General features: G+C 43.6%; 27 protein-coding genes. 9 read left to right on the top strand and 18 right to left on the bottom strand.

Annotated features, from left to right (window positions below; all coding sequences use genetic code 11):
* Positions 1–10 precede the first annotated feature (10 nt).
* The gene (gene lipL / locus NRI27_RS11825) at positions 11–841 is read right to left on the bottom strand and encodes an octanoyl-[GcvH]:protein N-octanoyltransferase (protein WP_371390850.1); all 831 of its coding nucleotides are present in this window, start codon (positions 839–841) and stop codon (positions 11–13) included.
* A 260-nt stretch (positions 842–1,101) separates the two neighbouring features.
* Here lipL and hemQ point away from each other — a divergent pair, with 260 nt between their 5' ends.
* Positions 1,102–1,851 (top strand): hydrogen peroxide-dependent heme synthase, encoded by a 750-nt coding sequence (gene hemQ, locus NRI27_RS11830; RefSeq protein ID WP_371390851.1) that lies wholly within the window; start codon positions 1,102–1,104, stop codon positions 1,849–1,851.
* 254 nt (positions 1,852–2,105) lie between these two features.
* Here the strand turns inward: hemQ and NRI27_RS11835 are convergent, their stop codons facing one another.
* Together NRI27_RS11835 and NRI27_RS11840 are read right to left on the bottom strand one after the other, a co-directional pair.
* Entirely contained in the window at positions 2,106–5,153 is a 3,048-nt protein-coding gene (locus NRI27_RS11835) for an efflux RND transporter permease subunit (protein WP_371390852.1), read from the bottom strand.
* Positions 5,154–5,933: 780 nt separating this feature from the next.
* Entirely contained in the window at positions 5,934–6,788 is an 855-nt protein-coding gene (locus NRI27_RS11840) for an aminopeptidase (RefSeq protein WP_371390853.1), read from the bottom strand.
* Positions 6,789–6,877: 89 nt separating this feature from the next.
* On the opposite strand from NRI27_RS11840, the gene NRI27_RS11845 reads away from it, so the two are divergent.
* Together NRI27_RS11845 and gerQ are read left to right on the top strand one after the other, a co-directional pair.
* A complete protein-coding gene (locus NRI27_RS11845) occupies positions 6,878–7,297 on the top strand; it encodes a cell wall hydrolase (RefSeq protein WP_371390854.1) in 420 nt (139 codons plus the stop codon).
* A gap of 199 nt (positions 7,298–7,496) precedes the next feature.
* Positions 7,497–7,856 (top strand): spore coat protein GerQ, encoded by a 360-nt coding sequence (gene gerQ / locus NRI27_RS11850; protein WP_371390904.1) that lies wholly within the window; start codon positions 7,497–7,499, stop codon positions 7,854–7,856.
* 398 nt (positions 7,857–8,254) lie between these two features.
* On the opposite strand, the gene NRI27_RS11855 is transcribed toward gerQ, so the two are convergent.
* The 5 genes from NRI27_RS11855 to NRI27_RS11875 form a co-directional block, all read right to left on the bottom strand.
* A complete protein-coding gene (locus NRI27_RS11855) occupies positions 8,255–9,307 on the bottom strand; it encodes a beta-carotene 15,15'-monooxygenase (protein WP_371390855.1) in 1,053 nt (350 codons plus the stop codon).
* 389 nt (positions 9,308–9,696) lie between these two features.
* On the bottom strand, positions 9,697–10,077 hold the full coding sequence (locus NRI27_RS11860; protein WP_371390856.1) for a DUF423 domain-containing protein: 381 nt from the start codon (positions 10,075–10,077) through the stop codon (positions 9,697–9,699).
* 99 nt (positions 10,078–10,176) lie between these two features.
* The gene (locus NRI27_RS11865) at positions 10,177–10,437 is read right to left on the bottom strand and encodes a YwdI family protein (RefSeq protein WP_371390857.1); all 261 of its coding nucleotides are present in this window, start codon (positions 10,435–10,437) and stop codon (positions 10,177–10,179) included.
* Positions 10,438–10,733: 296 nt separating this feature from the next.
* The gene (locus NRI27_RS11870) at positions 10,734–11,420 is read right to left on the bottom strand and encodes a uracil-DNA glycosylase (protein WP_371390858.1); all 687 of its coding nucleotides are present in this window, start codon (positions 11,418–11,420) and stop codon (positions 10,734–10,736) included.
* Positions 11,410–12,186, bottom strand: coding sequence for a DUF4230 domain-containing protein (locus tag NRI27_RS11875; RefSeq protein WP_371390859.1), 777 nt, complete (start codon positions 12,184–12,186; stop codon positions 11,410–11,412). Before NRI27_RS11875 ends, NRI27_RS11870 begins: the two co-directional genes overlap by 11 nt.
* A gap of 412 nt (positions 12,187–12,598) precedes the next feature.
* Between NRI27_RS11875 and thiD the strand changes: the two genes are divergently transcribed.
* From thiD to NRI27_RS11895, 4 genes are all read left to right on the top strand, one after another.
* Complete coding sequence (gene thiD, locus NRI27_RS11880; protein ID WP_371390860.1) at positions 12,599–13,432, top strand: bifunctional hydroxymethylpyrimidine kinase/phosphomethylpyrimidine kinase; 834 nt, start codon at positions 12,599–12,601, stop codon at positions 13,430–13,432.
* Positions 13,433–13,682: 250 nt separating this feature from the next.
* Positions 13,683–14,033 (top strand): YojF family protein, encoded by a 351-nt coding sequence (locus NRI27_RS11885; RefSeq protein WP_371390861.1) that lies wholly within the window; start codon positions 13,683–13,685, stop codon positions 14,031–14,033.
* 33 nt (positions 14,034–14,066) lie between these two features.
* Positions 14,067–14,750: a bacillithiol biosynthesis deacetylase BshB2 gene (gene bshB2 / locus NRI27_RS11890; protein WP_371390862.1), complete on the top strand. Its 684-nt coding sequence runs from the start codon at positions 14,067–14,069 to the stop codon at positions 14,748–14,750.
* Between the two features lie 168 nt (positions 14,751–14,918).
* Positions 14,919–16,271 (top strand): YjiH family protein, encoded by a 1,353-nt coding sequence (locus tag NRI27_RS11895; RefSeq protein ID WP_371390863.1) that lies wholly within the window; start codon positions 14,919–14,921, stop codon positions 16,269–16,271.
* 725 nt (positions 16,272–16,996) lie between these two features.
* Here NRI27_RS11895 and NRI27_RS11900 read toward each other — a convergent pair.
* From NRI27_RS11900 to NRI27_RS11910, 3 genes are all read right to left on the bottom strand, one after another.
* Positions 16,997–17,242, bottom strand: coding sequence for a hypothetical protein (locus tag NRI27_RS11900; protein WP_371390864.1), 246 nt, complete (start codon positions 17,240–17,242; stop codon positions 16,997–16,999).
* Between the two features lie 422 nt (positions 17,243–17,664).
* On the bottom strand, positions 17,665–18,288 hold the full coding sequence (locus tag NRI27_RS11905; RefSeq protein ID WP_371390865.1) for a hypothetical protein: 624 nt from the start codon (positions 18,286–18,288) through the stop codon (positions 17,665–17,667).
* Positions 18,289–18,512: 224 nt separating this feature from the next.
* Complete coding sequence (locus NRI27_RS11910) at positions 18,513–19,457, bottom strand: L-threonine 3-dehydrogenase (protein ID WP_371390866.1); 945 nt, start codon at positions 19,455–19,457, stop codon at positions 18,513–18,515.
* A 189-nt stretch (positions 19,458–19,646) separates the two neighbouring features.
* Here NRI27_RS11910 and NRI27_RS11915 point away from each other — a divergent pair, with 189 nt between their 5' ends.
* Together NRI27_RS11915 and NRI27_RS11920 are read left to right on the top strand one after the other, a co-directional pair.
* Positions 19,647–20,303, top strand: coding sequence for a hypothetical protein (locus tag NRI27_RS11915; RefSeq protein ID WP_371390867.1), 657 nt, complete (start codon positions 19,647–19,649; stop codon positions 20,301–20,303).
* A gap of 3 nt (positions 20,304–20,306) precedes the next feature.
* Complete coding sequence (locus NRI27_RS11920) at positions 20,307–20,477, top strand: hypothetical protein (protein ID WP_317944630.1); 171 nt, start codon at positions 20,307–20,309, stop codon at positions 20,475–20,477.
* A gap of 53 nt (positions 20,478–20,530) precedes the next feature.
* Here NRI27_RS11920 and NRI27_RS11925 read toward each other — a convergent pair whose 3' ends face one another.
* The 7 genes from NRI27_RS11925 to NRI27_RS11955 form a co-directional block, all read right to left on the bottom strand.
* Positions 20,531–20,815, bottom strand: coding sequence for a DUF6958 family protein (locus tag NRI27_RS11925; RefSeq protein WP_371390868.1), 285 nt, complete (start codon positions 20,813–20,815; stop codon positions 20,531–20,533).
* Positions 20,816–21,146: 331 nt separating this feature from the next.
* A complete protein-coding gene (locus NRI27_RS11930) occupies positions 21,147–22,337 on the bottom strand; it encodes a glycine C-acetyltransferase (RefSeq protein WP_371390869.1) in 1,191 nt (396 codons plus the stop codon).
* 72 nt (positions 22,338–22,409) lie between these two features.
* Positions 22,410–23,492, bottom strand: a complete 1,083-nt coding sequence (locus tag NRI27_RS11935) for a hypothetical protein (protein WP_371390870.1) — start codon at positions 23,490–23,492, stop codon at positions 22,410–22,412.
* A gap of 612 nt (positions 23,493–24,104) precedes the next feature.
* Complete coding sequence (locus tag NRI27_RS11940) at positions 24,105–24,371, bottom strand: hypothetical protein (RefSeq protein WP_371390871.1); 267 nt, start codon at positions 24,369–24,371, stop codon at positions 24,105–24,107.
* Between the two features lie 341 nt (positions 24,372–24,712).
* The gene (locus NRI27_RS11945; protein WP_371390872.1) at positions 24,713–25,363 is read right to left on the bottom strand and encodes a YczE/YyaS/YitT family protein; all 651 of its coding nucleotides are present in this window, start codon (positions 25,361–25,363) and stop codon (positions 24,713–24,715) included.
* A gap of 101 nt (positions 25,364–25,464) precedes the next feature.
* Positions 25,465–25,956 carry a Cys-tRNA(Pro) deacylase gene (gene ybaK / locus NRI27_RS11950; protein WP_371390873.1) on the bottom strand — a complete coding sequence of 164 codons (492 nt, stop codon included), beginning with the start codon at positions 25,954–25,956 and terminating at the stop codon, positions 25,465–25,467.
* 152 nt (positions 25,957–26,108) lie between these two features.
* The gene (locus NRI27_RS11955) at positions 26,109–26,699 is read right to left on the bottom strand and encodes a hypothetical protein (protein ID WP_371390874.1); all 591 of its coding nucleotides are present in this window, start codon (positions 26,697–26,699) and stop codon (positions 26,109–26,111) included.
* Positions 26,700–26,775: the final 76 nt, after the last annotated feature.

Genomic DNA, 26,775 nt, shown 5'->3' on the forward strand with positions numbered 1-26,775 from the left:
TTTTTGTCGCTCATCGTGCGAGCATCTTTTGATTGCGCTCAACGACACGTTTCAAATAAAACAAATACAATTCCATTTCATCAGACGTCAATCCACCCATTTGGACCTCTTTCTCCGATAAGACGTTCAACAACATTTGAATGCGAATGCAAACGTCACTGACCGTCAACGGCATGCCAAGCAACTCTGACAGTGACGCCATCACTTCAGGTTGAATTGTTGGGTAGGTGAATTTCGTCTGCTCCCCTTGCAACCCTTTTTCGTATAAATCGCGAACGAGTGCTGCGCGGTCGGAACCACTGCCCTCCACGCACAAATACACTTGAACCGCCACGCCCTGACGGAGTCGTCTTTGCGAAATCCCTGCAAACTTCCGCCCATTGATACTCAAGTCATATGTCCCCGGGCAATAGGATCCTACAATTTCATACGCTTCAATTTGGTCCGCAGCTTCGGGGAACAGCAAGCGAACAAATTCAAGCATCGCTTCATACCCTTCCGGAATATCAATCGATCCCTCTTGTTCAGAGAGGACGATTGAAACATTCAGCACACCTTCGTCAAGGACGACAGCTAATCCGCCTGAATTACGGACGATTGTTTGATAGCCCGCTGCATGTAAAATGGGCAAGGCCTCCTCAATATGCGGGAGACGATGATCTTGAATGCCTAACACGACGGTGTTTCCATGCACCCATGTTCGGACGGTCGGAACGGAATCCTTCTGCCCGACGAGGTGGCAAAGCGTGTCATCCATTGCAAAGGATTCAAGGGCGGAGCGGTCTAAAGCGGTCATCGATTCATCAATAAAGCGCCATTTTGCTAGTTGTAAATTGGACATTTCTTTCTCTCCTGAATGTATGTGCAACGATAGTATGCAGGCCATTCATTGCCATAGATGCCTCGACAATGGACTGCACGCCTGATCGCTTTTCTTTTCTAGTTCTTTTCCGCTTTAAGCATACACTACAAACGAGTGAACGAACAACCTCGCCGTTCATGACGAATTGATGAATTAAACAGTTGATGAACATGTTTCTTAATGGGTTGTGCTACACTAAAGGAAGAAGTAAAACCATATATAAAGGAGTTTGATTTCACTTGAACGAAGCAGCGATTACACTCGATGGTTGGTATGTATTGCACGATTTACGGACGATGGATTGGGCGTCTTGGAAGTTAATTTCAAAAGAGGAGCGCCAAGCCGCTGTCGATGAATTTCTAGCATTTTTAGAAAAGCTTCAACAAGCGGATGACAATAAAACAGGATCACATGCATTTTATACAGTCGTTGGGCAAAAGGCGGATTTCATGCTCATGATGCTACGTCCGACGATGGATGAATTGCAAGAGCTTGAAACGGAATTCAATAAATTGACGATCGCGGACTACACGATTCCGGCGTACTCCTATGTGTCCGTTGTCGAACTGTCGAATTACCTTGCAGGCGAATCAGATGAAGACCCGTATCAAAATCCATATGTGCGCGGCCGTCTGTACCCAGAGTTGCCACGTAACCAATACATTTGTTTCTACCCGATGGATAAGAAACGCGAAGGCAACGACAACTGGTACATGCTCGATATGGACAAGCGTAAGGAATTGATGCGCAGCCACGGCATGATCGGTCGCGGGTATGCGGGGAAAGTAAAACAAATCATTTCCGGTTCTGTCGGCTTCGATGATTTCGAATGGGGCGTCACATTGTTCTCGGATGATGTGTTGCAGTTTAAGAAATTAGTATACGAAATGCGTTTTGACGAAGTGAGTGCGCGTTACGGTGTGTTCGGTTCGTTCTTTGTCGGGACGTTGCTTGATGAGGAGAAACGTAAGTCGTTCTTTACGATTTAAGAGGACTAGAAACACGGGCACGAGCGAGTCATTTTTGGAGGTAGTCTACTACCATCGCCAGGTTTTACAGCATTAATAAGTGCTCCTGTGTTATATGAATACGAGAATGGAAAGCGACTTGTTCGTTAACCATTCTCGTTTTTTCTTAGAAAACGGAAAGTCTCTAGCAAATTGCTCATGCAAAAAGGCACAATTTCGTTCATCGTGAACGAAATTGCGCCTTTTTCGGTTGTTTGGTAATTCGACTTATCTGCTCATGCTCGTTCTATGCGATGTCCAATCAGCTTGTAATAAACCAAGTAGAGTGATGGAATCATGACGAGTGTAAACAGACTGGAGAAGGCCAGACCAGCAATGATCGTGATGGCTAGTGCTTCAAACAGCGGATCTCCCGTTGCCGCGACTGGTATGAGTGCAACAATCGACGTCAAGGATGTTAAGACGATCGGTTTGATACGTGCATAACCAGACTCGACGACTGCTTCCACGACATTCATGTTGCCTTGCAAACGCCTCGCTTCCACGAAGTCGATGAGCACGACCGCGTTTCGTACGACGATACCGGTCAGCGACACAATTCCCATGACGCCAAGGAAACTGAGTGGTGTTTGCGTGATAAACAATCCGAGGATTGCACCGGAAATCCCTAAATACACCGCAAACAACACGAGGAATGGCAATGTAAATGATTTAAATTGGAACGCAATGACGAGATAGACAAGCAAGATGACAACTAAGAATAAAATTCCGATTTCAGCAAAGAATGCTTGCTGGTCCGAATTCTCTCCACCTGTAGAAATTGTGTATCCTTCAGGTACATCTTGTTTTGCATCTTCTGCCGCCTCTAACATGGCATCCTTGAATCCATCTGCATCGCCGAATGCTTTCAATGTAATCGACCGCTCACCATTTTCGTGTGGTATTTGTGCGAGCAATGACGTTTCTTCAGTTGAAACCAATTCATTCAATGGGACAAATTGCGGTGGACCCCCAGCCGCTGTCATGGATGGAAGTTCAAACTGTGACAAGTCAATTGGCGCTCCACTTTCCACGCCTCGTTGTTTTAACACGACTTGATAAGGAATGTTGTCTTCATACAGTTTAAACAAAGGAACACCTTGTGTGAGCAATTGCAATTGGTTGGTCACCGTGCTTAACGCAATTCCATTGTCTTGAAGCGCTTGGCGGTTCGGTACAAATTCATTTGCAGGAACTGCTGCCCCTAAATTATCTGTAACAATCGTTGCCCCGTTTGCCAATAAACGCTCTTTCAGCTCATCCCGTAATGATGCAAGCTCAGTAATGTCATCGCCCGTCACAGTAACCGTTACCGGTGCACCGACTGGCGGTCCTTGAACGATTGTATCGAGGAATATCTCCGCTTCCCCAAATCGCTCCCGCAGCTCAGGCTCCCATTTTTCAATAAAGGCAGATGCACTTGTCTGTTCACGGTCAACACGGAACACTACCTGCCCAGTATTCGCCCCTACATTGTCCATAGATGCTGCAAACAAGCTCGGCAAACCGGTCCCTGTGAAAATGGCCGTCTCTTTTACATCTTTATCTTCTTGCTCAACTGTCGACACAATCTCTTTCAACACTTCATCGGTTTCCTCAATGGAAGTGCCTGCCGCCAGCCTAACATTCATCGTCACTTCTTCTTTATCCGCTGCCGGGAAAAATTCGAACGGTGTCAAAAATGCGAGGAACAACAATCCTGTCGCAATCCCTAACCCACCAAATCCGACGAGCAACGGACGTTTCAATACAGACCGTAACACTTTTTCGGAATAAAAGACGGCAAGCTTCTCCAACGGCTTTCCAAGGAACCCAGGAGTGTCTGAGATTTTTTTATTGCGTCGCTTCGTTTTTACATATTGCAACATCGGCACGAGTGTCACAGACAACACCGTCGATGCAATAATTGTTGTGATTAAAATGCTCGGCAATGCCTTGATGAATGCGCCATTTCCACCTGACAGCAATAATAACGGTGAAAACGTCACAACAATCGCAAGGCTCGATGAGATGATCGACGTGTACACTTCCTTAACCCCATTTACAGTACCAAGAAGTGGTGCATCCCCTAACTTATAACGACGCTGAATGTTGTCATTGACGACAATGCTGTCATCGACAAGTATACCGATGGCAATAATCAGACCGATGACGGAGATTTGATTCAAATCCACGCCCATATACGGGATTGGAATCAGGCCAATTAACACAGAAGCAAGCACGGTGAGCGCTACCGCAAATGATCCGTAAATCGTCAACCCGGCAGTCGTTACAACTAAAACCGCCAACACTGCAATGAGTAGTGAAATGTACAAGCTGTCAAAGATCGTGTTGACGTTTTCAGCTTGAGACTCATAGTGTACCGCGGTGATCCCGTTCGGTAGGTCTTCAATGAAACGGTCCATTTTTTGCGCAACCTTTTTATCCATAGAAGGAATGTCTTTCCCCGGTTGCAAGAAAATCGTATACGAGATTGCAGGATTGCCTTCAAAAGTAATGAAGTCTTCCGCTTCCTTCGCCACTTCCTGGATGTCCGCAACTTCATCTAACGGAACCGCTGTTGCACCAACTTGTAGTTGTTTCAATTTCTCGATGCCAGTCGCTTGTTGGACCGTTAGCACGAGGTTTTCATTGCCATCATCATGCGTGCCAAGCGCAAGCGGCTGGTTCGCTTGTTGCAATGCACTCAGAACGTCACCTGGCTGCAAACGGTTTTGCACAAGCTTTTCGGTGTCAATTAAAATCTCGATTTGCTTATCTGTAAACCCTTTGACCGTAGTACCTGCTACACCTTCAATGGACCGTATTTCATCAGAAAGCTTTACGAATGATTGCTCTAAGTTAGCGAGCGCGTCCTCATCTCCCGTGAACATATAGGAGGACAGCGGAAACGCCAAGTCCAGCTTTTTCACATCAGGGGTTTGTGCATTTTCCGGCAACTCCCCTGCTGAACGCTGAACTTCCTGCTGGATTTTGCTAATTGTCTGATCTGAATCAATTCCGTCTTTCAACGATAACGTAATGATTGAGGCAGAGTTTGCTGATACGGACTTCATCGCGTCGATGCCATCAAGCTTTTTCATCGCACGCTCCAATGGATTCGTAACAGACGACTCGACTTCTTCAGGTTCAGCACCCGGTAGAATCGTAGACACCATGACGACATCTATCGGCGTTTCAGGAATTTCCCGTTTGGGCAACGTTAAAAATGTGTAGACGCCAACGAGCATTAATATGAAAATCAAAAAAATGAATAGTTTACTTCTCTTCAATATGAAGGCCAATGTCCTCATTCCTTTCCGTTCAACTGGCAATAAACCCCTTATGATGGATTTATTCTAATCATGTCATAGTATTCACGTATTCTCAATTCTGGAAACTTGCTTGCTACCAACTATTTTGTGTCCGAAGATTAAGCGAGCATCGACGGGCTTAATTGTACCTTGCATGTTGATATTTCGGAGGTAGTACGGAATTTGAGGGGATATATTGGACAATGAGTGCTGGAATTTCAGGAGGCATTTAGAAGCGTTCTATTTGACCGCAAGCGTTGCTATTCGGGGGTGACGGGCATTTAGAAGCCCTCTATTTGACCGCAAGCGTTGATATATGGGGGTGACGGGCATTTAGAAGCCCTCTATTTGACCGCAAGTGACGATTTTCGGGGGTAACGGGCATTTAGAAGCGTTCTATTTGACCGCAAGCGTTGATTTTCGGGGGTAACGGGCATTTAGAAGCCCTCTATTTGACCGCAAGTGACGATTTTCGGCGGTGACGGGCATTTAGAAGCGTTCTATTTGACCGCAAGCGTTGATATATGGGGGTGACGGGCATTTAGAAGTTCTCTATTTGACCGCAAGTGACGATATTCGGAGATGCCGGGTATTTAGATAGCCTCTATTTGACCACGAGCCACAAAATTCAGGGGCAACGGGCATTTAGGAGTCACCTAATTAACCGAGAACGATAATAGCAGGACTCGCGGGTAATTAAGTAATTTATTATACTGCGAGTCCTGAACTTATAAGTGTATTCTATTTGGCATAACTTTTCATTGCAGGCATTTATTTCTCAGCAAGCCAGTTCAAGATATCCGCTTTTAGATCGTTGCCGTTCCAAAAGGTCAATGCCTGTTCTTCGCCAAGCTTCTCAATGAGATGTTCCATATAATCAGTCCCAAGTAAGTACCCAATTCGGTTGTACCCAAAATAAGTCCCACCGGATAATCGGAACCACTCCCGTTCCTTCGCCATATCCCATTCCCCTGTTGCATCTTCTAAAAAGCGCCGTTTCACTTCTGCTTTATTACGCTCATAGCACTCTACCCATGGTGCGCCTTCGTCATCGTACGTAAAATAGACCGGTTGTAGAAGGCCTGGAACCATTTTCTTTGATAAATAGGTCGCGGCTCCTTCTGTAAAAAGCGTCGTCAATCCATGCATCCAATCAATGGTCGACCAGTCAATCCCTTGGCGTGTAGCCAGTGCGAAATGTGTGACATGACCGATTTCATGCGCCGTAATGACTTGCAAGTGTTCATGTTTTGCCGATAGCTTTTCTGCAGCAAAAAAGATCTTGCGGCGATTGTCTCTCGTGACGAATGCGTTGGAACCGAATGTACCAACCATTAGTACATATGCTAAATCTAGGTCCAATTGATAAGTTTGTGCAAAAGCCTCTTCAATGTCTTCAATAATTGCTGGCAAGGTATGTGAAATCGTACGGATATCCTCAATTTTACTTTCGTACTTGTCAATCGCCAGTTGGATGCGCGCTTCGGTTTTTGGACAATGCATTGGAAAATAGTCTTTGAAAATTATTTCGTGTTCGTTGAAATATTGCTCAAGTTTATCGTGCGTAAGTGGCTTTTTCTCCTCGTAGAAAGATAGGAAACTTGTAATTCGGTTATCAATTTGCATGCGTGCTCTCCCCCTTTTCCTTAGTATATATAAGTTTCTGTCATTTTCATAGAATGCAGAGCATATCGTTGAATTGAGGGGGTTATGCCGTGGCAGTCATTAAGGCCACTGACAAGGATGTTGATCTGTTAGCTCGATTAATGCGATCGGAAGCTGAGGGCGAAGGGCAGTTAGGAATGCTCATGGTCGGAAACGTAGGGGTCAATCGGGTTCTGGGGGATTGTTTGGATTTCACGAAAATCCGAAACATACAAGACATGGTCTATCAACGTCCAGGAGGCTTTGAAGCGACGACAAAAAGCTATTTTTATCAACGGGCTCGTGAGGTGGATAAAAAGTTGGCAAGACGGGCAATTGCAGGGGAGAAATTCCACCCAGCAACCCGCTCACTTTGGTTTTTCGAACCACCTGGAGCTTGTCCTCCACAGTGGTACAATCAACCAAACACAGGCAGATACAAAGCACATTGCTTCTTTGCCCCTACCGTCGAAGATTGCCCACGCGTATAACCGTCAGTACCTGTGCGAATCGACAAGCATGCAGCAGCTCTCTTATATTCCACCCTTTTTAAGACGTGAAAATGAAGGGAAGTTGCGCGCTTCAGTCGTCTCCGCAACAACGACAGCCAGAGTACGAAAAATTGCCTCCATGGGAAAATTCAAACGCAATTACACCAAGGTGTAATTGACCACATGAAAGGATGAGTAAATCGTGCAATACTATTGGTATCCAGGATTTCAACCACAACAGCCAGGGACGACACCACCACAAGTAACCATTCCAAGCGGAGGACGCCCGCCTGCTACGCCGTTTCGGGAAGAATCGTATATTGAGAACATTTTACGTCTGAACCGAGGAAAAATCGGTACATTCAACTTCTCTTTCGAAAATGCATTAGCTGCTGGAAAAAATACGCTCGCGATTCGAGGCATGGTCGAAGCTGCCGGTCGCGATCACGTCATTTTAAGTGAAAGTGGCACTGGGGATCGTTTTTTAATGCCTATGATTTACTTTGACTATGCTCAATTTGACGAAGAGCTCAATTATTTTGATCAACAGCCATTTTAATTCCCAGTAATAATCGAAATGCCTTCCATTGGCTTAGTACAATGGAAGGCTTTCTAATTAACGTAATTTCTAAAACTGGATCTTTCTTTACTGTGTACAATCTACCTAATGTCTTAGACGACCCTACTTCATGATTTATGGAGCTGAAGGATTTGGAAGTGTGAATAAAAGACAAGTACATAAGGAATAGCAAAATGATTTTAACAAAATTCTTTCATGCCACTCTTTTAGGTGAACCATTAGTAGAAAGATATCTACAAAATTAAAACGAATATAATCACAATAGTTATTCTGACTGTATAACTTTAAAAGCCACTGCGTTAAATTCAATCCAGTGTCGAATAAAGAAAGACCGTCAACTGAAAGTATTTTTTCGGTTGACGATCTTTTTGATTTTGCTAGAGTGAGTGTACTTTTTCAGTAAGTGTTTTTTTGAACCGTTCAAGTTCATCCACACGAATTGCAGCTGTATTAAATTCCTTTTCTGCTCCTAAAAACAATGTTGCCTTCAATGGACGGTTAAAGTAGATAATACAGTGCGGCTTTACATCTTCAAAATCTCTCGCAATAAATTCGATAAGATTTTTCTCTTTTAACGGGTAAGCCTCTGCGTCCGTGCCCCAATCTACTTTCTTAATTGCTTCGTAAGGGATTTCCATTCGCTTGCTTAACCCTAACGATAGTTGAAGATGATCTTCATTCATTTTCAATGGATTAAGGCGTATTGCTTGGATATCCGCAATAAAATAGATGACCGAATATACATTCAATACGAGTAAAACAACTGAAAGGATGAAGGATTTTTCGTGTAACCACCAATGGATTCCTATCGTTTCAATGACGATTGCATGAATGAGCATAATGTTAAACGCAAGCATGCTCGTTTTCTGATGTAACGTGAACAAGTTCTGTCCAACTGGAGGTTGGCGCTTCCAAGATGCAACCGCATAGTAAAACATTAGTACTTCAGCGGCTATAATAGAAATAAGCGGATGCGCCGAAACTCTTTCCTTGACCAGTCTAGGAAATGCAAACAAACTACTCGAATTACTTTGCTTGAGATCTTTAATAATTGCAGGCAAATGTTTTGCTAGAAGGAAAAGAAGACCGATTTCAGCTAGAATAATCAAACCCTCAAAACCAATTGCAACATAAGGAAGAACCTTAAATGGAGCAAAATGTTCAGCAGGAATGATAAACCGAGCAGCGATTAGCCCCATCACCATAAATGTAAAAAAACGCTTTATTGTAAAGCCCTTTTTTCGCGTCAACGCTAGAATCAAAAGTGGCGCGACAATTGTAAAATCGAGCAGCGATCCAATGACAACTCCACGAGAATCAGCCGGAATTGGGATGACAGGCAGTCGATAAGCTAAGAAATTACTAACAAGTACGAGAAGAAGTAATACAAGTAAAATGGCTTGTTTGGAACGTGAACCGGTCAACACCATACAATCTCCCCCTTTTTATATAGTTTATCAAAAGAATAATCGGTGAACGAATAATTTTTCGACAATTGAGTGTACAGTGCATTGTTTTCGCAACCGCTTAGCCGTTACTTCTCTCTATTTGGACGTAGAGGACACGTTTCAGGCGTGGGGTAACGCTCTTTGGAACGGGACAGTCTCCTTTTGAAGCGCGACGAACCGCTTTGGACTCTGCACGACTCGCTTTGGGTGCGGAACAAACCACTTTTGACCGAGGCGTACTCGTATTAAAGTTGTCTCACGCGAAGAGACACCATTCACGCGTAACCTCGCCCATTTCTAGAACTCACGACGACGAGATTCCACAAAAAAGAGTTGAAGAATTTAGGCTCTTCAACTCGATCAAACGCTTATTATTTTCCAAATTTCACCGCTGCGATGATTAACATTATCCAGCCAGCAATGAATGCGACGCCGCCGATTGGGGTGATTGCGCCTAAAATTCCGATGCCTGACAGACTAAGGACGTAGAGGCTGCCGGAGAAAATAATCGTACCCGCGAGCAGTAAGTAGCCTGCCCAGCTCAGTTGTGTCGACGGTCCGAGGAGCGCGGAGCTCATGAGGATGCCGACTGCTAGGAGACCGATGGCGTGAAACATTTGGTATTGAACGGCCGTTTCCCAGATGGCGAGGTAATGCGCGGATAGGCGTTCTTTCAGTGCATGTGCGCCAAATGCGCCGAGGGCAACTGCAATGGCCGCGTTAACAGCACCAGCGATAATAAAAAATGGCATATGGTTTCCTTCTTTCTGAATGTGAATAATTGTTTCTATTTCTATGATAGCTCATTTCAACAAGTATTCCCGTTTTCATAATAGGCAAGTTTTCAACAATTAGAAATCGAAAATCGAACCGCCATTTGCGTCTTCTTCAACAAGCGGTTTGCTTTCCAGTGAATGAATTTGTGGTTGTTGGGCAAGCGGTACGGCCTGTTGGACAACTGGTTGTGATGCTATCGTTTCTTCGCCTAGTACGACTTCGCAAAGCGAGCGGATTGCTGCCAAAGCTTCTCGAATTGCTTGTTCATCATTCGTCGTTCGTGCCTGCTGAAGTTGGCGTTCCATTTCTGCAAGTATTCGTTTCGTCGCAATCAACGTCGGATGCCCCCTTTTTTCGGTTCATATTTCATACATTCCATGCCGGAAGATCGTCGGACGACGATGGACGGTAGTTCGCGCGTTTTAAATCCATATGCCTTACAACCACGGGGATGTTTCGGGTCCCATGTGACATAACAATATTGACAGGTAAAGCAATTTACAGCCATGTCATCAACCTCTTTCCTATCAACTGTATCATGGCCTAACTGCGTACGCAATGACGCGCCCCAATGAGGTTTTCGCTTGTCAAATCTCTACCGTTCACAAAAACTAAGGGGCATTCTTTCCCATCAAATTCCCCCATCGGTCTTACACCACTCAATTGGGCGAACATTCCACGCTTGTAAAATCGCATTTGTTTTCGAAAATGGACGGCTGCCAAAAAACCCTCGGCTTGCACTCAAGGGGCTTGGATGGACCGATTCCACAATAGCGTTATTCGAGAGGTCTATTAATTTCCTTTTCTCTTGAGCAGGACGCCCCCACAATATGAAAACTACCGGTTCTTCGCGCATCGCTAAGCGACGAATGACTTCATCCGTGAAAGTCTCCCACCCTTGTTTTCGATGAGAATGCGCTTCTCCTTCTCGGACGGTCAGAACGGTATTGAGCATAAGTACACCTTGTTTTGCCCAGCCTGTCAACGTACCGGACGGAGGAATATCGCAACCAATATCCGACTGCAATTCTTTAAAAATATTGCGGAGACTCGGTGGGAATTTGACATCCGGCTTGACGGAAAAACTGAGTCCATGTGCTTGTCCTGGCCCGTGGTACGGATCTTGTCCAAGTATGACGACTTGCACTTTATGGAATGGGGTCAGTTTAAAAGCAGTCCATACGTCTTCCCTAGTTGGATAGACTGTTTCATTTTCATATTCATCCGCAAGGTATTGCTGCAGGTTAGCAAAGTAGGGTTTTGTGAATTCTTCTTGCAATACGTCATCCCAGTCGTTGCCAAACACTTTATTCACCATGCTTCTCAGTCTCCTTGAACTCAATCGTCACGTCATAGCCAGCGAATGAAAACATTTCCTTTAAGGTCTTTTCTGCATTGAATTGCGCGGTTTTTAACACACCTTGTCCTGTTGCTTCTTCCAAAATGAGCGTCTTCGCTTCTGCTGCTAGATCATATGCTTCGTTAATGTCCGCTTTTTCGCGGAACACCCCTTCATACGAATAGATCTCAACGTCTTCAAAATAGATTTCTGCACCGCCTAAAAATTGAGCTGCTGGTAACGTTAGGTTGGCTGTTTTCTTCTCGTCATCGATGACAATATCGTTTTCAGTTACGCCGGATAAATCGACGCCCGCCTTTACGGATCCTGGTATGACGACAAGTAGTTGCCGTTTTGTTCCAGGTACATTCATGCCGATACTTTGCCCGAACAATTGATTGTCCGACCGCTCGACAATTACTTTTGTAAACGCCTCGGCGGTTGCCATTTCATTTAAATCCTGTATTTGTTCCACGAAGACGCCTTTTTCTTCGGTGAACGTGCTACCTTGTTTTAATACATAAAATGTGACGAACGGAATTGCGATAACTAGCAGGATAGCCAAGACCGCCATGAGGATAAACGAACGCTTCCATAGCTTGAACGATAGAAAAAGTTTGCCGATGCGCCAGAAACTCTTCCTCCTGCCCATTGCTTCTTCCACTGTGACAGCACTTTCAGATTCTGCCGCCTTCAATTCTTTTAACAGTTTCTCGATTTCTTGTATTTTTTTCTGATCTCCCATACTTTCACTCACCTTCCTTCGACACAATCCGTTACACTTCGAGTCTATTCTACTAAGTTGTACGTTTGGCCTATGAAAAAGTTTCCTGGCAAACTATACATCTGTGACAACTCCTTACCAAATCGTTTTTCATTGCAAGGTCACCGGTTTAGTTGCGGGAGAATCACTTAGTAATTTATCTGAGGCCTGTGATGAACGGCTTTGAGTTAGAGACGTCCCGGTTTGGATGCGGGTTTGGCCAACTTAGGTCACAAAACGGTCTACCACGGGCACTGGAGCTCTACTTCGAACGCCCCGCACAGCTGCTTTACGTTAGCATCACTATTTTCAATTCCCGTTAATTGTATTTTACGTTTTTCTTCCTTACTATGAAAGGAAAGATTTTAATCAAACACGAAGGGGAATCACAACAATGACGATGAAAAAGACGTTGACGATTGCAGGTTCAGATACATCGGGAGGAGCTGGCATTCAGGCCGACTTAAAAACATTTCAAGAGCACGGCACGTATGGCATGACCGCTTTGACAGTCGTAGTGACGATGGATCCCGACAATCATTGGAATCACGGAGTCTACTCCCTTCCAATTGACGTGTTGCAAGCACAACTGAAAACCGCACTTTCAACAGGCGTCGATGCCATTAAGACAGGAATGTTGAGCACGGAAGAAGTCATTCGGACGGCAGGCGAAGCCATTACGGCATCAGGACTTGATCATGTCGTCATTGATCCGGTGATGGTCTGTAAAGGAGATGACGAAGTGTTGAACCCCGGTACGGTCGATGCCATGGTGGAATACTTACTTCCTCATGCAGAGATTGTCACGCCCAACCTGTTTGAAGCTGGCCAATTGGCGAGCATGAAAACCCCGACAACGATTGAACAGATGAAATCAGTTGCCGAAAAAATTCATTCATTAGGAGCACGCAATGTTGTCATAAAAGGCGGGAAACAATTGGATCACGACAAAGCCGCCGATCTGTTTTATGACGGCGAGACATTCACATTGTTGGAAGCAGAAAAAACAGCGACGCCGTATAACCATGGAGCCGGGTGTACGTTTGCAGCAGCGATTACCGCGAACCTTGCGAATGGACTTGCCGTCAAGGAAGCGGTCATTGAAGCAAAGCGGTTCGTCTCTGCAGCGATCGCTAACGGCTGGCAGCTGAATGCGTATGTTGGCCCTGTCATGCACGGTGCGAAAAATCGATTTGGTGCATCAGACATTACGACAACAACGATCTAATCGTCTGGATTGGCTAGGTGCCCTTAAGTAACGCGGGCACCTAGCTTTTTTAGGCGATTCACTCCGAACTTGCACAGTCCACTTCATCGGCACCAGCATGTATACCATGTATATCCCACCTACCGCTCGCCACCTTTCTGCTATGTCCACCCTCTTGATGAAGACGCCCCCTTCAAGCACGTCAATCGCATTCAATCATCGTTTTCTATATACTTAAACCATTGATAGTTTGCACGAAGGAGGATTCTGCATGGAAAAAGTTCAACCCGACCACTTACAGGAATTGCTTAATTCCTATGCGAATAAAGATGTGTACATCCATCTTGAAACGACGAACGGCGCTTACGCAACGCATTTCAAAGAAGGATTTTTTAATGCTGGTGCCTTTATCCGGAACGTTGTTGTGAAATATGAGCTCGGAAAAGTGGCTGGTGATTCGCCACATCGCATCGGCTTGAAATTGCCTTCCGGTTGGATTTATGCGCAAGGCATCACGCATTACACAGTCGACGAGCACGACCGTCTCCTCATGGCAGGCTTGGATCCCGACGGAAAATTGGCAGTCGCTCTTGAAATTAGTGAAACACCGTTTACATATTAAGTTGTAGCAATGGTAAGCTAAGGAGGCTTTTCGATGATAAAAAAAGAACGACACGTACTTGTCATTTTCCCACATCCAGACGATGAAGCTTTCGGCGTATCGGGTACCATTTCCACCTACATCGAGATGGGCGTGCCGGTTACTTACGCATGCTTGACACTAGGGGAAATGGGGAGAAATTTAGGCAATCCCCCATTTGCTAATCGGGAAACATTGCCACAAGTTCGTAAACAGGAGCTGCAAAACGCAGCCGCTGCGATGGGTCTTACCGATTTGCGAATGATGGGGCTAAGAGACAAGACAATTGAATTTGAAGATGACGAAAAGATGATTAAGCTTATTACAGACTTAATTGAAGACACAAATCCATCCCTCGTCATTTCATTTTATCCAGGATTGTCGGTCCATCCGGATCATGACGCAACAGCACGCGCAGTCGTACGAGCGATTCGTCGAATGCCTGAAAGCGAACGGCCGACGTTGTATACGATCGCATTTGCACACAATACCGTAGAGGTCATTGGACAACCCGACGTCCTTCATCACGTAGAAGGTGCTGCACAAAAGAAACTTGCGACGTTGAATGCGCACGCTTCACAAACCGTTTGGATGATGCGCGATATGGAAAAGCGTTTAGCTGAAAAAGACCCTGAAGCGATGAAATGGCTACATTACGAACGCTTCTATACGTATCAATGGGATCGCGATTTTGAATGAACGTAAGCCTATGCCCTGTCTGAAAAACTAACAGGGCTCTTTTTATTTTCAAATTTGATTACAGAAAAATACAACATTGTGATACTATATTTACAATAGGTCTTAAAGTAGTTAGAATGTATAAATATACAATAAAAATGATAATTTATTCATAAGGGGAGAAAAAGCATGAAAAAGCATAGCACATCCACATGGCTTTATTTTCTACTGCCTTCAATACTAGGAATCATCCTATTCATGATACCACTTAAATTCGGAGACGAATGGAAAGTGCCAATCGCAAAATTTGCAGCGATTCTTTCAGGTTGGGTAGAACCTGCAATGCCAATGGCTGCAATGATTTTGATTAGTATCGCGGCGATCGGATCGTTAGTATTTCTATTCGTCCCGCGGTCCAGTTCAAAACCGTCGCTCATGGAATCCTTATTCAAAGTGACACCATTTTGGGCCATCACACGTCTTGTCGGGGCAATTTTCGCCATCATGGTAACGTTCCAAGTCGGACCGGAAGCCATTTGGAATGAAAACACAGGCGGCTTGCTACTGGCACCAGATGGTCTTGTATCATTCTTATTCACGATTTTCTTGTTTGCCGGCTTGCTTTTACCACTTCTATTAAACTTCGGTTTACTAGAGTTTTTCGGCACAATGATGGTGAAGGTAATGCGTCCATTGTTCAATTTACCAGGTCGTTCTTCCATTGATGCACTCGCTTCATGGATTGGCGACGGAACAATCGGGGTTTTATTGACAAGCAAACAATATGAAGAAGGCCACTACACGCAACGTGAAGCAGCGATTATCGCTACGACGTTTTCAGTCGTTTCGATTACGTTCTCACTCGTTATTATCGATACAGTTGGCATGTCGCAATATTTCCTACCGTTCTATGCAACTGTTATTTTAACCGGTATCATCTTGGCATTAATCATGCCACGGATTTATCCGCTGCGCGGTAAAAAGACCGAGTATATCGACGGTCGAAAGTTTACAGGGGCAGACGAAAAGTTACCTGCAGGGTACAACGTTGTCAGCCACGGGTTGGAGTATGCGCTAGACACAGCTTCAAAAAATCGTTCCATCGGCAAAATCTTCACAGACGGTATGAAAAACGTGCTCGACATGTGGATTGGTGTTGCGCCAGTCGTTATGGCGTTCGGTACAATCGCCCTTGTTCTAGCTGAATATACAAGCGTGTTCACCATTTTAGGAAAGCCGTTCGAACCGATTTTAGCTGTACTCGGTATTCCAGAAGCTGCAGAAGCTGCACAAACAATGGTCGTCGGATTTGCAGATATGTTCTTACCTGTAATCCTCGCAGACGGTGTCATCACGTCCCCGATTACGTTGTTTACAATCGCTACGATTTCGGTCGTACAACTCATTTACATGTCTGAAGTCGGTGGCTTGATCCTCGGAACAAAAATACCACTGAACATTTTAGACTTGATCATCATTTTCTTATTACGTACGCTCATCGCCCTACCGATCGTAGCCGGCGTTGCACATTTGTTATTTTAATTTGTCATTGCAAAACCACCGTATCTGTTTGAGATACGGTGGTTTTTTGTTTGGGTTGAGGGTGTTTGTGGTGCGTCAAAGGTCCCGAAATGGCGATAACTTTGTGAACTCGATCGATAAGTCGGCGGATTCAATCGAATAAATTGTGAACTTGATCGATAACTTTACTAGTGGAAGGTCCTATTCTTCTTTCAACCTTAATCGATGATTTGTATGTAAAACGGGAGAATTAGGAGAACGCGTCATTGTTGGAATACGTCAAAGGTCCCGAAATGGCGATAACTTTGTGAATTCGATCGATAACTTTGTGAACTCGACCGATAAGTCGGCGGATTCAATCGAATAGATTGTGAACTTGATCGATAAGTTAGTTTATCCGATCGATAGCCTCCTTGTCTCAATTGAAAAGCTACTACTTTGCGAAGTTTGCATTTCAATAAATGCAAAAAAGGAACTGAACGGCAACCCGCTCAATTCCTTTCTCCCTCTATCACATAACCTTATTTACTTATCTTGTAACTTTTTGTATATAGCGATTTGCATACCTAAAATCATTCCAATAGGTACCGTTAAACTGAAAATAGCTCCTGTTACATTGGAGTATATATTTTCGAAAATAATAAAAGCCACAGCGCTGATAAAGATACCTAATAATAGATAGGGAATAATTTTCATAAGCTCTCTCCAAATCGTTAATTTCGAACTTTCTTTACCAGCAAGAGTCGCTAATTATTGAACTCATTACTTCTAAACTTCACTCGATAACCAATCATGAGAATCAAGAAAAGCACCGGTGCCAATCCTAAATAGGATAACGGCGAACTCACACTTGCAAAGTATAGCGAAACCGGTAGACTCGCAATAAAACATACAAACATCGCTGACCAAGAACGATTAATGACCGCGTAGAATAAAGAAATGAATAATAGAATGATTGAGAATGACATGATGATCGTTAGTAATAAACCCACATTACATACCCCCATTCAATTCATTGAAAAAGCATTTAACTCACTTATTCGTTCCCATCCGATTAATTACAAAAATGACGGAGAGAAGAATCAACAAACATACTAAGAGATACAACGTGAACTCTTTAGATATGAGGAAAAAGGCAAGAACAGGAATGATACAAACAAAAATGATTCCGTAAATTACATACTTCAAAAAAACATCTCCTATGCTTTGTTACTAAAATTAGTAGTTGTGTCCAGTACTATTACATTGTAATGAAAATAATTAAGTTTATCTACAACTACACATTTTATTTATTCTGTAAGCATAAAGCGCTAAATTACTGAAACACCCTTTAATTTCCTTCAATGAAATCTTTGATCTCATCAGACAAGATAGATGTGTCCCAAGGATACTAATAATAGGTGTTTCCGTCGAACTACATGGTAAATTTATAAGCAATTGGATCTTCCGTATAGAAAACCATTTCGTAAAAAAGAGGATCCCCTTTTTCACTATTCGGCTGGAAGTTAGGATTTTCTTCACTCTCCACTAGTAGTTGAAGGAAGGTATTGACGTCTTCGCTCTTTGTCAATTTAGCAATCAATTTATCCTTCTCTGCCGGGACACTTTGATAAATCTCAATTAACTTAACCTTTTCAATGGGCATATCTTTAAAATGCCACTGATAGTCAAGTTCATCTCTTGAAAAGTATACTTGGTATCCATTTATGGCATGAGCATCCTTAACTGCGATTAAATGCGGTTGATCCTTGACTTGATAAATATCAGTTCCCTTTTCATGAAATGCAGCATCGCCATCTTTGATTTTATAGTTTGGATTAGTCACGTTATCTGCCACTCTAAATTGAACCGTTCCGATTTTTTCTCCAATATCGTGCTCGTCTGCTAAAACCCCAGAATGAATTCCATTGTATTCTATTCCATGGAGTTTAATAAAATCCACCCATTCAATTATACTTTCACCGCCAAAAGCAGATGGCCGGCAACCCGTTAGTACGAATAAAATTACACCGAAGAAGAACATCCTCCGTATCTTCATGAAATCCGTCTCCTTATTCAGTAGACGGAAATTCAAGACATTTCGTTACATTCAAACTAAAAAAATTCCAGTATATGTAATGCTAATCCTCCAACTAAAAAATACTCGATCATCGACAACTCTCCACAAGAGGACAGCTTTTTATTCCTTAGATCGTTTATTTCATCAAACAACTACAAAAAAACCGTCAATCCTAATCGAATCAACGGCTTTCCTATATACGCTTATCGTTGTAACTTCATCTTTAACTTTTCAAGCATGTCAGCGGTCATTGCGTCCAAATCATATTGTGCTTTAAAACCCCACTCCGCCACAGCTGCTGAAGGATCGATGCTGTCCGGCCAACTGTCAGCGATTGCTTGACGAGCAGGATCGACATTATACGATAGTGTAAAGTCCGGAATATGCTTTTGAATGGACGCTGCAATTTGGCTCGGTTCAAAGCTCATTGCCGTTACGTTAAATGCATTGCGGTGCACCAATTTTGCAGGGTCCGCTTCCATTAAGTCAACGATTGCTTGCAGTGCATCTGGCATATACATCATATCCATGTATGTACCTGCTGCAATGAAGGACTCGTACTTCCCTTCTTCGATCGCTTTGTAGTAAATATCTACCGCATAGTCTGTCGTTCCGCCACCAGGTTGTGCGACATACGAGATGAGTCCAGGGAAGCGTACACCTCTTGTATCAATGCCAAAACGGCTGTAATAGTAGTCACATAATAGCTCACCAGATACTTTATTGACACCGTACATAGTTGTCGGGCGTTGCAACGTATCTTGCGGCGTATTCACTTTTGGCGTTGAAGGGCCAAATGCTCCGATTGAACTTGGCGTGAAAAATTGCATGTTTAATTCGCGAGCGACTTCCAGTGCGTTTAGAAGTCCACCCATGTTCAAATTCCAAGCAAACAATGGATTTTTTTCTGCGGTTGCCGATAACAAGGCAGCCATGTGCATAATCGTATCTGCACCAAAATCCTTTGCTAAATCATGCATTTTCTTACCGTCTGTCACATCTAGCACTTCAAATGGACCCGCAATCGGATGTTCAGGTTTACGAATATCTGTCGATAAAACATTATTTTCGCCATATTCTTTTTGGAGTTTACCAATTAATTCGGAACCTATCTGGCCAAGTGCACCTGTAACAATTATTTTCTTCAACACATACTCCTCCTAAAGATCAAATGTATTTATGGAAAGGACATAAATTATTCTAAGTAGTATAAACTCTTTATTATCAATACATTACGATTATATTATGTTCTTTTCTGAAAAACAACTACCTGTTTTAGTTAGCAATCTTTTCCTCTCAATTTTCTGTTATACTAAAGAAAAACATTGAGGTGCATCATGTTTAGTAAATACGTTAATTACATAATTGTTATTGTCATCAGCGTCCTGCTCGCTTTGTCTTTATACATGGCGGGGTTACAGCCATGGCTCGTTTTTACAATCATCATGATTTTCACGTTCATCTTAACGATGGGTTACCCATTCTATATCATATACAAATCCCGCAATTTGAAACTGATTAACCGGTATTTGACAAACCATCGCAGTAAACCGATTTTTGGATATGCTTATGCACTCGCTCATGGAACGGACGAGGAAGTTATTACTTCTTTACAGCGTGTGCTAAAATCCTATGCAAATGCGGAAGTGCAACAAGTGTACAAAGCAAATTTATATTTCCACCAGAAAGAGTGGAGAAATCTCGTGGAGTTTTCAAAAACAATGGAAGACCCTGCTTATCGGAATTATTATAGCGGAATCGGGTATACTATGAATAACAATCTGGAAAGAGCTTCTGAATGTTTGGCCAAGCTTGGTACCCCGTGGATGGTACATTCATTGAAAGGGATCATTGCAGCTAAGCAAAAGAAGAGAGAGGTTTTTGAGAAAGAGATGGCGATGGCGACAAAACAAGCTGTCGGCATGCAAAGGCATGTTTTGCACTATACGTTGAAGAGAGTAGCTGAGAGGACATTTTCAACGAAGGAGGTGTGAGAAATGGACTTTGTGGAAGAGACATTTGTCGAATTAAAGGATGGCACTCGTTGCCTCATTGTCGCGGTTCGACCGAATGAACAGACGCAATATGACCTTGAACTTCCTAACGGTGAACTCACAACAGTCTTTCATGATGAAGTGGCAAGAGAAGTTCACATTCCAACTAAATAAACCACTTTGTAAACACAAAGCAAGCCCATCAATCAACGAAGGGCTTGCTTTTATCATTTAGCGAATCGAACAAATAATTGACCGTTCAACAGTGGACATTCCAACTGTCCACGCGCTTCTAAATCTGTAACAATCGCTTCCATATACCACTGATTATTGCCGTCAAAAGGAGTTAATCGTTTCAACGTTCTTGTTGAAAGCTCTTCAAATGAAATAACACCGGCTTCTCGTATAATCATCAACATCGTCTTTTTAATCTTTTCATATCTATATTTAACAATCGACGAGCCCGCTCTGCCGTTCGACTGCAATAACTGAATGCTCTCATTATATCGCATACTATCATCCTTCTTCGCATGATTTCTTCTCATCTATTACCCTTTTTACTAAAAAGTAATCATCCTGTAACGTTAAATAGTAAAAAAAGACTAGTTTTGTTACAAAACCAATCGACCAATTGACGATAATGGCGAAAATTGAGAGCCTCTTATTCCGAGTCTAATCGATTTATGCGCGAAACTTCCCTCGAAGCTCACATCATCATGCCCCAACGCCCCTTTTGCGTTACATGTCTTTAATCATGTAACGAACATCTATAGCACCTGCATCATTCAATAAAAAAACTACCGTACCAGCACAAAAGCCGATACGATAGTTGCTAAACTATTTTTATGAAATGACGCCTAACTCTTTCCCTACTTTTTCATAAATCGCAAGTGCGTCATCAAGCATTTCCTTCGTGTGCGCTGCAGTCGGCATATTCCGAACGCGGCCTGTGCCTTTTGGAACCGTCGGGAAGACGATGGATTTTGCGTAAACGCCTTCTTCGATTAAGCGTGTAGAGAATTGCTGTGTCAACTTCTCTTCGCCGATAATGCATGGTGTAATTGGTGTTTCGGAAACACCGATGTCAAAGCCAAGGTTTTTCAACCCTTCCTTCAAGTAACGGCCGTTTTCCCATAACTTATCATGCAGTTCCGTAGATGCCATGATTTTATCTAATGCGCCCATAATCGCTGCAACATCGCCTGCCGGTAAAGCCGTTGAGAATAAAAACGGACGTGAGCGGACTTTCAACCAGTCGATTAAGTTTTGTGTACCTGCTACATAACCGCCGACAACACCGATCGCTTTTGATAACGTACCGATTTGGAAGTCGATTTCTTTTTCTAGACCGAAATGCTTCACAGTCCCTTTTCCTAGACCGGTAACGCCTGAACCATGCGCGTCATCCACATACGTGATCAAGTCGAACTCTTTCGCGATTTCCACGATTTCCGGTAACTTTGCAATATCGCCATCCATCGAGAACACACCGTCTGTAATATACATGAGCTTGCCGTATTGACCGGATTCTTTCGCTTCTTTCGCCTTCGCACGTAAATCGTCCATATCTTGGTGTTTCACACGAATGATTTTTGCACCAGATAGACGACAGCCGTCGATAATGGATGCGTGGTTCAATTCATCTGAAAGAATCGCATCTTGTTTTGTCATAACCGCTGAAATCGCAGCCATATTACAATTGAAACCGGATTGGTATGAAATCGCTGCTTCCGTTCCTTTGAACTCCGCGAGTTTCTTTTCGAGTTCGATATGAATGTCGAGTGTACCGTTAATCGTACGGACGGCTCCAGCACCTACACCGTATTTTTCAGTAGCCGCAATCGCCAATTTTTTCAAATCTTCGTCAGTCGCCAGACCTAAATAGTTATTGGAGGATAGATTAATTAAATCTTTTCCTTTGATTTTAATAACAGGACCATTTGGACCTTCCACGGGATCAATAACATTGTACAATCCTTGGTCACGCAATTCTTGTAAATTTTGTTGTAAATACGTATCGAGAACTTTGGACAAATTGATCTTCCTTTCAATCAGGTGATGCCCCCATTTTAGCATATGGAAGCAAAACGCGCTGAAAGAACCGTTTCACTCATGAATGCATGCCCAAAACTGCTTCGCTTTCTCTTCGAATCGTTTCCGATCAATCGCCTTATCCATAACGTCACGGAGCTTGCTTTCAGACTGCGCAAATGCATGCATATATCCGATACCATCCATAATTTTCTCCTTATAACGCCCTTCAATCTCTTGCACGGCCTCTTCCGCTTCTGCATTTTCAGCAACGAGCGAAACAAGGTCTAAAATTTCATCGCCTGGTCGTTCAGGGTCATATTCATGTGGTAGAGTGGCATCGAACAGACAAACCGAAAGTTCCGGAAACAACAACAGATCGACACTATTCGGATCTAATCCACACCAACCGTACTGAACGTCAATTCCACGTTGTTCCGCTTCTTTCCCTAGCGTTTTCAACATCGTCGATTTCCCCGTACCCGATAAACCTTTCATAAGAATCCGCCTTTTCACTCGGCTCGTAATGGACGGCAAATAATCACGCGATCCGCCCGGCGCAAGTGAGCCTGCGATACGATGGGCCACTGTCGATTTCTTGTGCAACTTCATCGTACCGAACAATTCCACTTTTAAGGATTCAAGCAATTCATCATGTTCTTTCCACATGACCCTCGGAATATTTAACGCTTCTTTTTCCTCATGAATGTGAATGGCATTTGTCATTGCTTGCAGCAGCTTCGTTCGTTGAAGATCCGATTCCTCTGCAATCTTTTTCAAGTCGGTTGTTTGAGCTTGTAGTTTATTCTCATCGAACGTATCGTAAAAGCTGATGACACGATGACGCCCGCCGAACTCCGTCGGTTCCAAAGCGACCGGATGGGATGATTGGAGAATGAATAACCCGAATGCACTGACGAAAATGGCGTCAATTCGATCGACATCGACCGGGTTATGAAAACGATCCACGTCAAATCCTCGTTTAATGAAATACGTTGTCGCTTCATTCAATAGATCAGACACTGAATTTGTAGGTGGTGCTTTTACCAACAACGTCTGCTCCGCGGTGGCAATCAATGTGTCGTATTTATGCGCAATCCCCCGTCCTGTATAGGCTGTCCCCATGTATTCGGTAATTGTTCCGTATATGATAACCATCCTTTCCCTTCGATTGACTTCTTGCATACATCTACCATATGCCTAACGCATAAAAAAAGCACGGCTTGTCTTACATAAATTAAATCTTGGATAACACATTATAGACTATTAAACTGACTATGGCGTGTTGATTAACCAATTTATAGGATACAAGACTATACGGTTTTCCTTATAATCTTCGATAAATACCGGATTTCCGCTTCAGGCGGACGCTTTCCGCGGGCACGGCTTCAGCCGCTTCCCTCGCTTCGCTCAGTCCAGGGTCTTCAGCTCGCGCTGTTCCCGCAGGAAATGCCGTAACGAAGAACGGCTTTTGCGAACAAAAGCGGAGCGTTGAGAGCACATCTTTGCACTTCGCCGCCTTCCGCTCCAATCCTGATGAGCATTTACTAAAGTGATTAGCAATATACTAGTTGACTAGAGTGCATGCGCTTACTCCAGGGGGGACTGCACAAATTGTGAGACCCCACAGGGAAAGCCGGTACGCAAGCAAAAGGGTTCGAGGGTATATTTATAAATAAAGAGTTAACCAACACACCTGAAACTGACTAAAAGTACAACAGCAAAAAAACGCACAGATCAATACGTCTGTGCGTTTTACTCAACATAATTTCAAGTTTTTTTAAAGTACTCTCTACCCAAAATGATTAATCCAACGAGTGCTAAAACCCAACCTATAATAAGAGGCAATCCTAAAAACAACGAATCTACCCGGTCCTCACCATACATCTCTCCGCCTATAATGGTAAACCAAAACTTTGACCTACCAGACCACCACGAAGTCGAATCAGGCACATAGATCGCACCTGCGATAATGACGGTTGCAGCCAGGAATAAGCCACCCATCATGACGAATCCACCAATTGCTACATTTTTCAAATGTCCCTCTCCAATGTTGCCAGAATATCCATTGACTACTAACAATAGAACCTACCAATCTTGTTGATGAACTAACGATTAAACTTTATTCATCTGTTATATTTTACCACAACCGAGTTGCTTACTATCACTAAAAATGCAATTCAATCAAATGATTTTATTCAACTTCAGATTAATCCTTGCTCCAAATTAGAACGCATTCCTGGCATTTCACTATCCATTCATTTTGCGAGCTTCTACTGCACATCTCGAGTACTTCGACAACAAAAAGGGACACAGTCCATATAGGAAGTGTGTCCCGTGCTAGGTTTCTTAGCGTACTCACTCAGCACCAAATCTACTTATGCCTTCTCCATCTTCTTAATAAACAATACACTTTCATCTTCCTGAATAATTTTCAGCAACAATCTTCTGCATTGCGGTAGGGAATAATGGACAATTTGACCAATTAACAACGCAATGATGACCGTACCGACGCCAACTGGGCCGCCTAATAACCAACCCGCAATGGCAACCGTCACTTCAATCATTGTGCGCACTTTCTTCACGCCGATTCCTAACTTGTCGACGAGAATGAGCATTAAACTATCACGTGGCCCTGCACCGACATTCGGCGCGACGTAAATGCCAATTCCGTATGCGAGCACAAGCACACCACACGTAAAGATGCTCACTTGCCCCGTCATGGACGAAAAATCCGGTAGTAACCAGTTGAACAAATCAATGAACAAACCGATTAACACCATATTCAACCATGTCCCGACTTGCGGCCATTGTTTCAACACAGCTGCGGTCACAAGAATAATGAGGAACCCTGTAATGATTCCCCACGTGCCGATCGACAAACCAAAATTTTGGTACAGCCCGACATGCAACACATCCCACGGACCGATCCCGAGTCGTTGCCCTTTTATCGTCATCGAAATCCCGAGCGACATGACCATCATGCCGACGAGGAAGAAAATCCAACGCCACATAAAAATCTTTCTCATATGCATTCTTCTTTCTACTACTTATAATCTTACATCAGCGCAACTCTAAATAGCCTATTCTACCATTGTATCATGGAGTTTTAGCACAATACATGCCTAAATTACCCTTTTGTGAGATCGCAAAATGTAGCTCCTACTACACGGGCAAGATCCTGCGGCGACACTTTCATTTGCAAACCGGGTTTACCTGCACTAACGACAATCGCTTCAAAATTCATAGCCGTCGTATCTAATACCGTCGGATACCGCTTTTTCATCCCAACTGCGGAACATCCCCCACGTACATACCCGGTTTCCTTTGTTAAATCCTTTAACGGCAACATCTCAAGTTTTTTCACACCTGCCGCTTTCGCTGCCTTTTTCAAGTCCAATTCTTCACGAACTGGGATGAGAAATACGAACAATTCATTTACACTCGCACGTGAAACTAACGTTTTGTACACAAGTTCACTAGACGTCCCCGTTTTCTCCGCGACCGAAACCCCATCAACCAATCCATCATCAATTGCATATTCCATTAACTCATACGGCACTTTTTCATTGTCCAAAATACGGACAGGATTTGTCTTCACGTTTTTCTTCTGTTTCCCCATGTGCACACGCCCCTTCCACGAACTTCCGATACCATTTACTTTACCAGTTCCTGCTACATTGTACGTGACAGATGCTCTCGGCATCCGAATTCTATACAAAAAAGCAGCAAGATGCCCTAGGGAGGTGGGATCTTACTACTTTTTCATCTACATTATGCGCTTCTTGAAAAACTTGGCCATGCAGTCATAAACCGATTTTGCTTCGCTTCCATTTGGATGGCGTATGCGGAGATTGCTTTCGCAAAACGCCTTTGTTCAAGAAGCAGTTCCCGTTCTAGATCGGTAGGGAGATCCATGGATGCCACTTTGAACGTTTCCGCTTTTGCTCGGTTTGCTTCTGCAACTTGTTGGGATTGTTCCCTCTTTTGCAACGCAAGTCGTGCTTCGGTTTCCATGATTTTGGCAGAAGCCGTCGCTGCTAACTGATAATCTGCCGTTGTCGGATCTGTCGAAGCAATCGCTTCCCTTCTAACATCCCGCCACACGTCTATCGTTTCTTCCAACGTCTTTCCAACTGGAATCGCAACCTGCTTCACTTGCCCAGCACCAAGCTTTGTAAAATCCCGACGATCCAAATGCTCCGCTTTTCCTGTCAGCAGTGCTTCCAAGTCCGCCACTGTTTTTTGGTGCCGCCCGTTGTACTCGGCTTGGCGGTCATACGCTCGTTCTGCATGTCTGCGTTTCGTCGCGTCGTACCGTTGCACTTGATCCGCGGCCGATGCAAATAGCATACTGGTATTCATGCTCTCTCACCTCCTAAAGGATTCGCTTATTGATAAGTATACCCATTTTTCAGTTACAACTGTATCCGGTAAAAGA

This window comes from Sporosarcina sp. OR05 (assembly GCF_041414805.1).
GTDB classification, from domain to species: Bacteria; Bacillota; Bacilli; order Bacillales_A; family Planococcaceae; genus Sporosarcina; species Sporosarcina saromensis.